Annotated in this window: 10 protein-coding genes and 1 pseudogene; 5 read left to right on the forward strand and 6 right to left on the reverse strand. The window is 65.4% G+C overall.

Annotated elements, in window-relative coordinates; genetic code table 11:
• Positions 1–109: 109 nt before the first annotated feature.
• Entirely contained in the window at positions 110–622 is a 513-nt protein-coding gene (locus KMW22_RS17820) for an IS630 family transposase (RefSeq protein WP_221091376.1), read from the reverse strand.
• A gap of 11 nt (positions 623–633) precedes the next feature.
• On the reverse strand, positions 634–1,164 hold the full coding sequence (locus KMW22_RS17825) for a winged helix-turn-helix domain-containing protein (RefSeq protein WP_221091377.1): 531 nt from the start codon (positions 1,162–1,164) through the stop codon (positions 634–636).
• Between the two features lie 196 nt (positions 1,165–1,360).
• Between KMW22_RS17825 and KMW22_RS17830 the strand changes: the two genes are divergently transcribed.
• Positions 1,361–2,425, forward strand: coding sequence for an IS4 family transposase (locus KMW22_RS17830; protein ID WP_221091378.1), 1,065 nt, complete (start codon positions 1,361–1,363; stop codon positions 2,423–2,425).
• An 18-nt stretch (positions 2,426–2,443) separates the two neighbouring features.
• Positions 2,444–2,683: pseudogene (locus KMW22_RS19760) on the forward strand (integrase core domain-containing protein); the annotation flags it as partial.
• A gap of 203 nt (positions 2,684–2,886) precedes the next feature.
• Here the strand turns inward: KMW22_RS19760 and KMW22_RS17840 are convergent.
• On the reverse strand, positions 2,887–5,409 hold the full coding sequence (locus KMW22_RS17840; RefSeq protein ID WP_221091379.1) for a G8 domain-containing protein: 2,523 nt from the start codon (positions 5,407–5,409) through the stop codon (positions 2,887–2,889).
• A gap of 201 nt (positions 5,410–5,610) precedes the next feature.
• Here KMW22_RS17840 and KMW22_RS17845 point away from each other — a divergent pair, with 201 nt between their 5' ends.
• Both KMW22_RS17845 and KMW22_RS17850 read left to right on the forward strand, forming a co-directional pair.
• Complete coding sequence (locus KMW22_RS17845) at positions 5,611–6,996, forward strand: nicotinate phosphoribosyltransferase (protein WP_221091380.1); 1,386 nt, start codon at positions 5,611–5,613, stop codon at positions 6,994–6,996.
• A 47-nt stretch (positions 6,997–7,043) separates the two neighbouring features.
• The gene (locus KMW22_RS17850; RefSeq protein WP_328774754.1) at positions 7,044–7,604 is read left to right on the forward strand and encodes a macro domain-containing protein; all 561 of its coding nucleotides are present in this window, start codon (positions 7,044–7,046) and stop codon (positions 7,602–7,604) included.
• Positions 7,605–7,691: 87 nt separating this feature from the next.
• Here the strand turns inward: KMW22_RS17850 and KMW22_RS17855 are convergent, their stop codons facing one another.
• From KMW22_RS17855 to pheS, 3 genes are all read right to left on the reverse strand, one after another.
• Positions 7,692–10,148, reverse strand: a complete 2,457-nt coding sequence (locus tag KMW22_RS17855; RefSeq protein WP_221091382.1) for a phenylalanine--tRNA ligase subunit beta — start codon at positions 10,146–10,148, stop codon at positions 7,692–7,694.
• Between the two features lie 251 nt (positions 10,149–10,399).
• Positions 10,400–10,840: an NUDIX domain-containing protein gene (locus tag KMW22_RS17860; protein WP_221091383.1), complete on the reverse strand. Its 441-nt coding sequence runs from the start codon at positions 10,838–10,840 to the stop codon at positions 10,400–10,402.
• A 348-nt stretch (positions 10,841–11,188) separates the two neighbouring features.
• Positions 11,189–12,208 carry a phenylalanine--tRNA ligase subunit alpha gene (gene pheS / locus KMW22_RS17865; protein WP_221091384.1) on the reverse strand — a complete coding sequence of 340 codons (1,020 nt, stop codon included), beginning with the start codon at positions 12,206–12,208 and terminating at the stop codon, positions 11,189–11,191.
• A 237-nt stretch (positions 12,209–12,445) separates the two neighbouring features.
• Between pheS and KMW22_RS17870 the strand changes: the two genes are divergently transcribed.
• Positions 12,446–13,780 (forward strand): lamin tail domain-containing protein, encoded by a 1,335-nt coding sequence (locus KMW22_RS17870; RefSeq protein ID WP_221091385.1) that lies wholly within the window; start codon positions 12,446–12,448, stop codon positions 13,778–13,780.
• The last annotated feature ends 23 nt before the right edge of the window (positions 13,781–13,803 follow it).

Below are 13,803 nucleotides of genomic sequence, written 5' to 3' on the forward strand. Positions count from 1 at the left end.
GCTCGCGGCCGTTGACGAGCGATGTGCTTGGCTGATGACCCAAGAAGCTCTGGTTTCGCGCACGACGTACTTCCACTGGCTTCCCAATGCGTAATGTCCAATCTTTACTTCATTTTCGTATTATACGAGGCCACCAGTGGAAGAGGGTGAGCGAGCAGACCCGCTGGGTTTGCTGTTCTAGACGGCGGCACTGTTCTGCCAACACGTCAGTGAGGGCACCAAGCGAGTCAAAGTGTCGATTTTTGAGCGGTGCATCCGTCAGCGACCACAGCCGTTCGGCGGGTTGCAACTCCGGGGAGTAGGGCGGCAGGAAGACCAGATGAATGCCCAGTGGGCAGTTCAGGCGCGGGGTGGCATGCCACCCCGCGCCATCGAGTACCAGCACGATCTCTCGGGTCTTGCCCGCTTGGGTGTCTTGGGCGAAGCGGTCAAGCACGGCCTGGAAGGCGGCGGTATTGACCGTAGGCAGCAGCCAGTACAGACTGTCGCCCGTCTGTGGACACACGAAGGCGTACACGTACAGCCACTCGTACCGTTGGGCCACCCGGACAATCGGCGCTTTCCCGCGCTCGGCCCATTGTCGGCCCACGATGGGTTTCAGGCCCACACGATGTTCGTCCATGCACCAGATCTCTACCTCTCGTCCAGTGCCGACGAGACGCGCTTGAGTTGCTTGGACCATCTCGGCGAGGCCTTTTTTTTGAATGCCTCCTGGGCGATCGGGTCGGCCTCGATATGTCGAGGCCGAGGCACTTGACGGCTGTAGCCCACTGCATCGAGAAATTCATAGCAGCGGCTCAGGTGCAGTGTCTTGCCGAGGGTCTGCTTCATCCAGCCCTGCACTCGCCGGCCATTCCAGACACCGCCGCTCGCGGTGTCAGCCCGAATGGTTTGGGCCAGCAGCAGCAGTTCTGCGTCGCTGAGCAGCGTGGGTGCCCCCCGATTCTGGTGCCGTTGATCCTTCAACCCGCTCAGTCCTTGGACGTGATACGCGTCAATAATCTTGTCCGCGCCTTGATAGGAATAACCCGTGAGCTTCAGCGCCTCAGCGGCGCTTTTTCCTTCGGCCAGAAAGGCCAGCAGGTGACTGCGTCGTCGCTCAACCGCGCAGGTACTCCGGCGATAGATTTGCCAGAAATCGGCAGCGGTGTGCTTGAAGGTCACTCTTCTGATCTGTTCTTTATATCTGATTTTCCGGAATTCGTATCAGAGTTCATCGCCCGTGATCTGGGGATCTGGCTGGCCGTCCAAGACATCGGCACGCGGTTCATTCAACCGGGGAAACCGTGGCAAAACGCTGACTACCCTTCAAAACGCACAGTAGGCAGCAGAAAATCGGCTCCTGTACGGTGTTTCTGCGATGAAAACCCCTGGGAGCCGACCACCTCACGATACCTTGCAGACCGCCTTACGGTCTGCTTTCCCTGTGGACGCTCGCCGCCTCGTCGTCTTCACGGCACTGATCCTGGCGGTCATTCAGGCGCGTACCGTCGTCCTGTACAGCTTGAAGACGCACGTCGCTCTCCCAGGGTCGTTGACGACGCGGTCTCAGCGGCTCTGCCGGTTCGTCCAGTTCCCGTTTCCTGAGGCACTGTTGCCCCGATTCGCCTTGTCCTTTCTCCCGCCCGGCCCAGTCGACCTCATTCTTGATCGCACCAACTGGAAACTTGGACAGCAGGACGTCAATATTCTCCTGCTCTCTGCCGTGTGGAACGGGTTCAGTTTGCCGCTGATGTGGACCCTGCTCCCGCACGGTGGGGCCAGTCGTTCCTGTGTCCGGGAAGCGCTCGTGGAGCGCTTCCTGAAGCGCTGCCCAGATCGGAAGATCCGGTGCCTGCTCGCGGATCGTGAATTCATTGGGCGGCACTGGTTTCGATTCCTCGACCAGCACGGGGTTGCGCCTTGCATTCGTCTCCCAGCTCGCGCCACGATCGGCGCGCACGGCATGCCGGTCTGGGCGGTCTTCAAGAACCTTCAGGTGGGTGAAGTCAGGGTCTGGCATCGCCAGACCCGCATCGACGGTGTGAATCTGCGGGTGGCGGCCACGAAAAACGCAGCCGGTGACATGCTGTACCTGGCGTATCGGGGGCACGCCCTGCCGAACATGCGCCGGTATGCCCTGCGCTGGCAAACAGAAAATCTGCACGCCGCGTTGAAAACCAGAGGGTTCAACTTGGAAGATACAGGTCTGACGCGCGCCGAACGAGGGTCTTCGCTCCTGACGGTCGTCAGCGTCGCCTTCATCTGGGCGTGCGTGACGGGCGAGGGCGTGGCACGTCGAACGGCGACCAGAGCAAAGAAACACGGACACCGTGCGGTGTCCGTGTTTCGACTCGGGCTTGATCATCTCCAGGATCTCCTGCTGCATCCCTCTGGCGCGTCCTGGCGCACCTTGAGCACACTCATGCCCTGTTTTGAAGGGTAGTCAGGGCAAAACGGCTTTGCCGAGAGTTTCCACGCTCGGCTGCGCGAGGAGTGTCTCAACCAGGAAGTGTTCTACTCGGCCAGGCACGCTCAGGTGGTGCTGGACGGGTACCGGGCGTTTTACAACACCAGCCGGCCTCATTCCTCTCTGAAGTACTGCACGCCAGACGAATTTGCTCAGCTGGCCAGGCGTCAGGCTGAAGTCCCCCTCTGCGGACAGAGCACTGCAGAGGCGGCCGTCATCCCGACACCTGGGTGAGCACCGACGACCGATGATGTACCCTGCTCTTGAGCCGAGTCTCTACTCGCGATCGTCCAAACTTTGGGGCCAGCCCAGGCGATGGAACAGCCTATGTGCGCTCTTCCCCATATGCTTTGGAATCACACCGTATCACGCCAAACAGAGCGCAGGCCATGAGCCTGGGGAAAGCCCCCAGTGCCCTGGCCTGCGCCCTTCCACCCTTACTTACACAGGTCCGCGGTGCAGATATCCAGCACCGCGTAATCCCGCCCCTGCTGCACCACCAGCTTCAGGTGCAGTTGGCCGCCCTCGTAGGCGTAGCTGTCGCCCGTGGTGGCGTCCAGGCTGCCCAGGGCCACTTTCTTGAGGCGGTTGCGGTTATCAATCCACCAGTCGCGGTACAGGATGGGCTCGCTGCTGGCCGGCAGGGTCAGGCGCAGAGTGTCGCCAGCCTGCCGGCCACTGAGCCCCAGCCGCCACTGCGCGCTGCTGGCACTGGGCGTCAGGGCGTAGGCGTGCCCCACGCGTACCGTGGTGCTGACCGTGGTGTAGCCGCTGGGCGTGCCGCTCAGGCTGAGGCTACCGTGCGGTCCTGCCACCGTCACTGGACCGGGCTTACCGCCCTTCACGTCCTGCACCCATAGCCGGCCATAACTGCCCGTGCACACGCTGGCATTCCACTCGGCCTTGAGCTGGCAGTCCTGGGCGCCTTTCAGGAGGGCACTGCCGGTGACGCTCAGGCCCGCGGTTCCGGTGACGGTGCCGTCGCTGTCTATGAAGGTGGCGGACTTGTCGCCGTCCTTATCGGCCTGGGGGTCAGGCAGGAAGACGCGCAGGCTGCTATCCAGCCAGGTCAGGCCCCGGGCGTTGTTGGCCGGGTTCAGGGGAAAGGCGTTCTTGGTCAGGTAGCCCAGGCCGCTGGCCTTGCGAATGCTGTTCGGCACAAAGGCGGCCAGGGCGGCATCCTGAATGCTCACCTGCCCGTCGTAGAACTGAAAACCGCGAATGGGAAACGCCGCTTCCCAGGGCCGGGGCAGACTACGGCCGCCCTCGCCCTTGGCTTCCCAGCTTTCCGGCTGGCCCACGTTCACGGTTTCGCCCACCAGCAGCCCGCCCTTCAGGACCGAGAGGTGCGAGGCGAAGGTGGCCCCCACCGCGTTGTCGGCCAGCACGGCGCCCTGCAGCACATGGTTTTCCCCGCGCAGCCACACGCCGTGGTCGCGGTGCTTGTAGGCCACAAAGTCGCTGAACACGGCGGGCACGGCGGCACTCTTGGGATCGGCCGGGTTGGTGACCGGATCGTAATACACCGTCTCGGTGAGGCTGCCGTCGGCCTTGGGGCCGTTGTCCACGTTCAGGCCCCGGTCTCCGCTGTGGGCCACGTTGCCGCTGAATTCGCCCAGCGGCGTACGGCGGGGCCACAGCGTGGTTTTACCCGATGCCAGGCCGGTGGGGTGCTGGGGCATGGCGTACCAGAAGCCGGTGCCGTCCACGCCCGCCGCCACGTTGTCCTTGACCGTGTTGGCCGGGTTGGTGATCCAGTACCCCGAGGGCCGCTTGTCGCTGTCCAGCAGCGGGTTCTGCCCCTGCTTGCTGTCCGGGGCCTTCACCCGGGTCACGAGGTTGCCCTGCAGCACGTTGCCGGTTTCGTCGCCGTCTTCCAGAAAGATGCAGTGGCCCAGCGTGTCGTAGGTGACGTTGTTCAGCACCCGCAGGTCATTGGTGCCGTGCACCACCACGCAGCGGTTAAACGAGGCGTGCACGCTGCTGCCGCGCAGGTACGAGGCCGCCGCGCTGCCCAGCAGGTGAAAGTGCAGCGGATAGCGCCGCAGGGTGTTGAGCTGGCCCACGCGGGTGAACTCGGTGCCCTGAATGCGGGCCGTGCTCTTGCCCATGATCATCACGTGGGCGCCCACGCGGCTTTGCACGGCGTCCTCGGTGGCGCCCACCACGATGTTGCGCGACAGCAGGCCCACCTCGGCGCGCTCGTTCACCGCGCGGCCAGACACGGTGATGGGATCGCCCCAGTGGGTGTACTTGAGAGGCGCGCCCAGCGTGACCGTGTTGCCGCTGACGCGCTGCACCGTGACCTGCTCGGTCTGGGCGGGATTGAAGTCGGTGCTGCTCAGGGTCAGGGTGTCGCCGCCCTTCCAGTCGGGGGCGCGTTCCAGGGTCAGGGTGCTGCTGCCGGCGCGGGCGGTGGCGCTCAGGCGGGTCCAGGCGAGGCGGGGCTGCCCGTGCAGTTCCAGCGTGCCGTCCATCACACCCAATACGCGGTCCCCCATGCCCATCACGTCCTCGCCGGGGACCGTGTTGGTCAGCCGGATCTCGGCGTGGTGGGCAAAGGGCGCCTCCTCACGGCCAATGCGCAGTTCGCCGTGCACCATGATCCACTCGCTTTGCAGGGTCAGGTCCTTGGCGGCAAATTCCAGGGCGCTGCCGGCCGGAATGGTCAGGCCCGTCAGGGCCAGGGGCGAGACATCCAGAATCACCCGCTTGCCCGCAGGCAGGGTGACGTTGGCGCCGGCCGCCGGCACCGTGCCCCCCCAGGTGGCCGGGTCGCTCCAGGCGCTGCCCGGCCGGCTGGGCGTGGGAGCCGGCGGAGTGGGCGCCGGGGGCTGCGGGGTCGGTGCCGGCGCCCCTGTTGGCGGGGTGGGTGTGGCCCCGGAATCTCCAGTCGAGGCGCCGCAGCCTATGAGCAGGGCAGACAGCGTGAGGGCCAGCGGCCAGCGGGCTTTGAACATGAAGCGAGCATAAATGCCCTGCCGGTCAGCGGCGGTGAAAGACCTCGCATCGTGCCCAAAGGAACAAAAGCGGCGCCGTCCACGTCTTTTCTCCATTGGAGCGGCGCGGTAAACCAGCACCCTTCGACTCCCCCTCCTCATAGTTTTCAGAAAAGAATTTTACATTATGAGTCATCGCAGGTGACCCACAGGAGGACCACCATGACCCGCATTGACGACCAGAACCTGATCCTCGACACCGATTCGTACAAGAGCAGCCACTTCCTGCAGTATCCGCAGGGCACCACGCGGCTGTTCTCGTACCTGGAGTCGCGTGGGGGGCGCTACGCCCAGACGCGGTTTTTTGGGCTGCAATACATCCTGGACCGCTACCTGACCCGCCGCGTGACGGCCGAGATGGTTGAAGAGGCGCGCGCCTTAATTGAAGCGCACGGCGAACCGTTTCCATACGACGGCTGGATGCGGGTGGTGAACGTGCACGGCGGGCGCCTGCCGCTGGAGGTGCGCGCGGTGCCCGAAGGCACGCTGGTGCCCATTCACAACGTGCTGATGAGCGTGACCAACACCGACCCCGAACTGCCCTGGCTGGTGGGCTGGTTTGAAACCATGCTGATGCGCGTGTGGTACCCCACCACCGTGGCCACCCAGAGCTACCATATCCGCGAGATTATCCGCGCCGCGCTGGAGCGCACCAGTGACCGCGCCGCCGAGGAACTGCCGTTCAAGCTGCACGACTTTGGCAGCCGGGGCGTGAGCAGCCGCGAAAGCGCGGGCCTGGGCGGGCTGGCCCACCTGATCAACTTTCTGGGCAGCGACACCCTGGAAGCGCTGCGCGTGGGCCGCAACCACTACGGCGCGGACATTGCGGGCTACTCGATTCCCGCCGCCGAACACAGCACCGTCACCAGCTGGGGCAAGGCGCACGAGGTGGACGCCTACCGCAACATGGTCACGCACTTTGGCAAGCCCGGCGGGGTGTTCGCGGTGGTCAGCGATTCGTACGACCTGAAACACGCCATCAACGTGCACTGGGGCGAAACGCTGAAGCAGCAGGTTATAGACTCTGGCGCCACCCTGGTCGTGCGCCCGGACAGTGGGGACCCCCCCGCGATGGTACGGCTGGCCGTCAACGCCCTGGCGGCCAAGTACGGCACCAGCACGAACAGCAAGGGCTACAAGGTGCTGAACCATGTGCGCGTGATTCAGGGCGACGGCATTGACGAACAGACCATCCGCCAGATTCTGGACAACCTGGAGGTGGACGGCTTCAGCGCCGAGAACGTGGCCTTTGGCATGGGCGGCGCGCTGCTGCAAAAGGTGGACCGCGACACGCAGAAATTTGCTTACAAGGCCAGCGCCGGGCTGATTGACGGCGAGTACCGGGGCATTTACAAGGACCCCGTGACCGACCCCGGCAAGCGCAGCAAGGACGGCGTGCTGGATCTCGTGCTGGAAGGCGGGCGCATGGTCACGAAGGCCTACAAGACCTTCGACACTGACTTCCCCGGCAGCCTGATGCGCACCGTGTACCGCGACGGCGAACTGCTGGTGCGCGACACGCTGGACACGGTGCGGAGCCGGGCTTGAGTCTCCAGGGCCTACAGGTTCATCTCCGGGACATCAACCCGAAGCTGGTGGCCGCCTGGGACCAGCACTTCAGGGACCTGCCCCACGTCACCGTCAGCCAGGGCGACATCTTTGGGGCGACCGCCGACGCGATTGTGAGCCCGGCCAACAGTTTTGGCTTTATGGACGGCGGCATTGATCTGGTCTACAGCGAATACTTCGGCTGGCAACTGTCGTTCGCGCTGCAGGAGCTGATTTTCAACAAACACGACGGCGAGCTGCCGGTTGGTCAGGCAGAGATTCTCCCCACCGGCAAGGCCGCCCTTCCCTGGCTCATCAGCGCGCCAACCATGCGCATTCCCTCCAGTGTGGTCCATACCCCCAATGCCTACTTGGCTTTCCGCGCGGCTCTTCGACTGGTCCGGGAACACAACCAGACAGGGGCGCCGCCGATTCGGACCCTTCTGTGCCCTGGCCTGGGCACCGCTATTGGCCGGCTTCCACCTAATGTGTGTGCCAGACAGATGCGCCATGCCTATGACGCGGTGGTGCTGGGTCAGCGGCCAAAATTTGAACATTTCAGTGACGCTGTGGGGTGGCACAGTCAGATGATTCGCGATGACCTGTAGCCGCTGCAGGAACCGCCAGCAGGCCAGGAGAAAGCGCGCAGCCCAGGCTGCGCGCTTCTCTTGTTTGCCATGCTGACCCGCGCCTGTTTACTTCTCCCGGATGCTCCAGCCCTGGGCTTTCACGGCCGCAATCTGGCGCTGGAATACGGCGTCAATCTCCTCTTCAGTCAGGGTCCGGTCGCCCCGGTAGGTCAGGCGCACGGCCACAGAGCGGTTGCCCGCGCCAATCTGCTCGCCCACGAACACGTCGAAGGGCTCCACGCTTTGCAGCAGGTCACCGCCTTCGCGCTCCAGCACGGCCGCCACCTCGCCGTAGCTCACGCCCTGGGGGGCAATGACGGCCAGATCGCGCCACGCGGCGGGCGCCCGGCTGGGATCGCGGAAGGCCCACTCGCGGCCCGGCAGCGGCAGGGCGACTTCCAGCAGGAAGGTCTCCCCTTTCAGGCCAAAATTGGGCGCAATCTCCGGGTGCAGGGCGCCCAGCCAGCCCACGGGCTGCCCGTTCCACACGACCTCACCGGCAATGCCGGGGTGCAGCGCAGCGGGCACGGCGTCGCCCCGCAGTTGACGGACCTCCAGCGCGGCGCCCAGCGTGGCGGCCAGACTCTCCACCAGCCCCTTGAAGGCGCGGAAGTCGCCGGCCACCGCGTCTTCATGGGTCTCGGGCGCCAGGGGACCGCGCATCAGCAGACCCAGGCGCTCGGCTTCGCCGCTGGCGGGGAAAATGCGGCCAAGCTCGAACAGCAGGGTGCGCTCGCCGGACGCATGCATGCCCGCCGCCTTCAGCAGGCTGGGGTACAGCGCAGTGCGCAGGCCGGTGCGGTCGGCGGTCAGGGGGTTTCGCAGCCGCACGCCGGGGCGCTCGCTGCGGGCCTTGCCCGCTTCGTCGTCGCTGGTGAAGGTGTAGGTCACGACCTCCTGAAAGCCCAGCCCGGCCAGGGTGCGGCGCAGGGTGGTGCGGGCCACGCCTTCCTTCTCGGCGCCGATGTTGCTTTCGTGCACGCGCAGGGTGGGGAGGCGTTCGGGCAGGTGGGCGTAGCCGTGCAGGCGGGCCACCTCTTCGGCCAGGTCCTGCCAGATGTTCAGGTCCACGCGCCACGAGGGCGGCTGCACGCGCAGGGCGTCGCCCTCGCCCTCCACCCCGCAGCCCAGGCGGGTCAGGATGTCGCGCATCTCGGCGGTGTCGACGGTCATGCCCAGCAGAGCGCGAATCTGCTCGCCGGTGGCCTCAATGGGGCCCGGCACGTCCGGCTGGCCCACCACGGTGGCGCCGGGATGCACGGTCCCGCCCGCCTCGGCCAGCAGGCCCACCAGCCGGGCGGCGGCGCGGGGCGGCAACAGGGGGTCTACGCCCCGCTCGTAGCGGTACACGGCGTCGGTCTTCAGGCCCAGGCGGGTGCTGGTGCGGCGCAGCAGGACGGGGTCAAAGTGCGCGGATTCAATCACCACGTCGGTGGTGTCGGCGCGCACGTGGCCGTGGTCGCCGCCCACGATGCCCGCAATGCCCAGCACGCCCTGGCCGGGCTGCGGCTGGCCCGCCTGCGCAAAGGCTTCGGCCACGCTGGAAATGGGCCGCTCCTGGCCGTCCAGAATCAGCAGGTCCTCGGGGCCCACGGTGTGCTCACCCCCCATCAGGTCGCGCACCGTCTCGCCCTGGCGGCGGCCGAATGAGACCAGAATCTGATCATCCCCCACGTCGCGGCGGTCGTACAGCGCGGTGGGCTGGCCCAGTTCCAGCATCACGTAGTTGCTGGTGTCCACGATCAGATCAATGGACCGCATTCCCGAGAGGGTCACGCGGCGCTGCATCCACAGGGGCGCGGGGCCGTTGCGCAGGCCGCCCACGGTGCGCGCCACGAAATGGTCGCAGCCAAACCGCAGTTTCTGGGTCGGATCGCGCTCAATGACCCGGCCTTTGTCGGGGAGGGAAACGCGGATTTCGCCCTCACCGCTGGCCTCGGGGCCGGCGGGCGGCGCCTTCAAGTCCAACTTCAGGAAGGCCGCGAGGTCGCGGGCCAGCCCCAGGGCACTCAGCACGTCGGCGCGGTTGGGGGTCACTTCCACATCCAGCACCTGATCGGCGGCCCACAGCTCACGCATGGGGGTGCCGGGGGCGGCGGTCCCGGCTGGGAACAGCATCAGCCCGGCGCTGCTTTCGCCCACGCCCAGTTCTTTGGCGCTGGCGGCCATGCCCCAGGACTCCACGCCCTGCAACTCGCGCACGCCGTAGGTCATGCCGCCCAGGGCGGTCCCGGGCGAGACCAGCGCCAGCATGGTGCCGGCGGGCAGGCCCACCGCATTAGGGGCGCCGCTGGCAATCGTGCGTTCGCCGTTTGCGCCCGTGTCCAGCATGAGTCTGGTCAGCTGGGTGCCGGGCATGGGCTCTGCCTTCGTGACGGTCACCAGCAGCACGCCTTCGGGTGGAGCAGGTACCTCTTCTACGCCTTCCAGCGGCAGGCCCAACTGGGCGAAGACAGGTTCCAGTTCCGCCACCGGCGGCAGGGCAGGGATGAGCTCTTTGAGCCAGGAATAGGGGATTTTCATGGTGGATACCTCGTGACGAGAACTTAAATTGAAGGCGTGAGCGTTCCTGGCTACCATCACTTGCCCGAAGGCATTGCAGCTTTGGAACAACATTTGGAGAAGGGTGACGACCTCATCACCGCGTTGAGAAAGGCCCGAAGTGAGGTGCCTTGCGGCTTGCTTGAGTGGATTCAGGTAGTCAAACGCTCACAACGCATGTCATCCAGGGAAGCGGCGAGAGTCATAGCGCGAACCCACCCAGATTCATGGATTCACTCCTGGGAATGAGCCTCGGAAATCTCCTGGAACGCCAGCCCCCGCACCAGTTCCCGCACCAGTTCCCGCGCCAGCTCCGGCACCAGATTCACGGCGTCCAGGTCTTGCACACCCACCCAGGCCGGCTCGTACGAGTTCTCTTCGCTGTGGCGTACGCCTTCGGGACCGTCGCCCAGGCGCATCTCCCCGCCCTGCCACGTGACCAGAAAGTAGTGTTCGCGGTTGCCCAGGTTGTCCAGCACCAGCACTTCACGCTCCACGCGCACGGTCAGGTTCACTTCTTCCAGCATCTCGCGGGCGCAGGCTTCGGCGGGGGTTTCCTCGCCCTCAATGCCGCCACCGGGCAGGGTGGCGTAGGCACGGCCTTGTTTTCGGCGCAGCATCAGAAGAACCTGCTGCTGGTCGTTGAAGAGGATGCCAACGGAACGGGGTCTCATGGGGACTCCTTGAAATGGAATGGCCAATTGCCGCAACTTTCGTTGAAACCCCGCCGCGTCGCCCAGGGTATGAACATACGAAAGGTCTGACTTTCTATAAGAGATCAGGCCGCCGTCCGAAAGAGGCGTCACCAGCACCACATCAGCTGCGTGGGGTGAAGAGACTTCCCACGTCGTACAGGGCGCCCCAATGAGATGTGCTGGGGACAGGTGCCGACCCTGACCTTTGAGCACATATCGGCCAGGGCAGTTGGGAATTGCTTTCCAGGCGTAGGCGTCGAGAATGGCCGCTACGTTGGATGACTCCCTGTCGGTCTCCTCTGGCCGACTTGACGGCAAGCTGTCCACTTACCCCAACTCCCCCCGAAATTGCCCAATCACCCTCGGGTCGTTCGCGTAGAAGTAGCGGATATCGGGAATCTTGTACTTCAGCATGGCAATGCGCTCGGGGCCCAGGCCGAAAGCAAAGCCGGTTTTGCCCTCGTACACGCGGGGCTTGCCCTGGGCTTCGCGCAGATCGTCCACGGCCTTGAACACGTTGGGGTGCACCATGCCGCAGCCGCCCAGTTCCAGCCATTTGCTCTCGCCACGCGGGTTGTCCCAGTACACGGCGAAATCGGCGCCTGGTTCCACGAAAGGGTAGTAACTGGGCTGGAAGCGCACCTTGGCCCCCGCCCCGTACAACCCGCGCGCCATTTCAGCGATGGTGCCTTTCAGATCGGCCATGGAGATGCCGTCGCCCACCACCAGCCCTTCGAGCTGGTGGAACATGCTTTCGTGGGTGGCGTCGGTGGCCTCGTAGCGGTACACCTTGCCACGCACCACGACCTTCAGGTCCGGCTCGTGGTCCACCATGTAGCGCACCTGCATGGGGCTGGTGTGGGTGCGCAGCAGGCGGCCGTCCTCCAGCCAGAAGGTGTCCTGCAGGTCGCGCGCCGGGTGGTACCAGGGCACATTCAGGGCCTCGAAGTTGTGGTGCTCGTCTTCCACCTCTGGGCCTTCCACCACCGTGTACCCCAGGCGCTCATAGATGTTCACGAGGTCCTCGTACACGCGGTTGATGGGGTGCAGGCCGCCCGCCGGCAGGGGCAGGCCGGGCAGGGTCACGTCAATGGCCTCGCCCGCCAGCTTGGCGTCCAGGGCCTCGCGCTTCAGGACCGCTTCGCGTTCATCCAGCGCCGCCTGGATGGCCTGGCGCACGGCGTTGATCTCGGCGCCCCGGGCCTTGCGCTCCTCGGGGGGCAGTTTGCCCAGGGCGCCCAGTTCCCTGGTCACCAGGCCACTTTTGCCCACGTACTTGGTCTTCACGGCCTGCAGGGCCTCCAGGCTGCCAGCGGCAGCGATCTCTTGAACGGCTTCGTGCTGCATGTGTCCTCCTGCGGAACAAAGAAAAGCCCCGCCTCGCATGGGTGCGGGCGGGGGTACAGCGCTTGACCTGAGCGATCAGGCCAGCCAACCCCCAGAACCGAAAAACGGCGAACGTGAACCGGCCTGGGGTGTCATGTGGCCCAGCCTAGCAGACAGGGGCCTCATGAAGAAATCCGCCAGATGGACCGCCGGTCAAATTGACATACCCATCACAATTCGGTGGACAATAAGGATCCGATGCAACCCAATCTGCCGGTCCGGCGCCTGATGGCGCTCGCTTCCCTTGCCCTTCTTCTGCCTGCCTGTGGCCGTACCGCGCAGAGCAGCGCCCCACTGGCCGCCCTGGCTGCAGCGGGCGAACCCGTCCTGAATGAGCTGTACTACGACGCGCCGAGCACCGACACCGGCACCTTTATCGAACTGAAGGGCCCGGCTGGCAAAAGCCTGAGCGGCTACACCCTGGCGGCCTACGACACCGCTGGCACCCAGTACCGCACGATCACCCTGTCGGGCACCATTCCGGCCAGCGGGTACTACGTGGTGGCCCAGGACACCACGGTCCCGAACCGCACCCTGGTGAGCAGCAGCGCCGACCTGAACAACGGCAGCGGCAGCCTGCGCCTGCTGAACGCCGGCGCCGTGGTGGATGCAGTGGCCTACGGCACCCCCACCACCGGGCGCGGCGAGGGCACCCCCGCCCCCACCACCGGCGCGGGCAGCGCCCTGGCCCGCGTGCCCGACGGCCAGGACACGGGCGCCAACAGTGCCGACTTCAAGGTGCAGGCGGCCACCCCGGGCGCGGCAAACGGCGGCGGAACAGGCGGCGGGGGCGGCACGGCCAAGAAGGTGCTGTTTGACCTCACCAAGGCGGAGGACGCGGGCAACGCGGACTGGCGCATTGACGGCGCGTACAGCGATTACGCCAATGCCCTGCGGGGCCTGGGCTACACGGTGGCCAGCCTGACCGGCACCGCCGTGACCTCCACCAGCTTGTCTGGCGTGTCCGTGCTGGTCATTCCCGAGCCGCAAAACCCGTTCAGCGACAGCGAGCGCGCGGCCATTCAAAGCTTCGTGCAGAACGGGGGTGGGGTCTTTTTCATCACCGACCACCGCGTCAGTGACCGCAACAACAACGGCTGGGACAGCCCCGAAGTCTTCAACGGCTGGGACGGCAGCACGCCCAGCAGCGTCAGCACCAGCCTGCAGGCCAGCCTGAACACCGACGGTCTGTTCGGCCTGAAAGCGTCGTTCAACTCCAGTTTCAGTGATCCGGTGTACACCGCCGCGCCGCTGACCACCCACCCCATCCTGAACGGCGTGAGCAGCGCCGGCGTGTATGTGGGTACCAGCGTGGACGTTTTGGCGGGCACCGCTCTCATGGGCACCGGGGGCAAGACCTACCTGGCCGTGAACAGCGTGGGGGGTGGCCGCGTGGCGATGTGGGGCGACAGCAGCACCTTCGGGGACAACACCTACTCGGACGGCAGCACCGGGCAGTACAACAACTGGCCCAACCTCAGCAACGCGGCGCTGGGCAAGAATGTGGTGCGCTGGCTGGCCGGCGACCTTTAAAGAAACTTAAGCTGACCCGCTGG

Origin of the sequence: Deinococcus aquaedulcis (assembly GCF_019693445.1) — a bacterium.
In the GTDB taxonomy this organism is placed as follows: domain Bacteria; phylum Deinococcota; class Deinococci; order Deinococcales; family Deinococcaceae; genus Deinococcus; species Deinococcus aquaedulcis.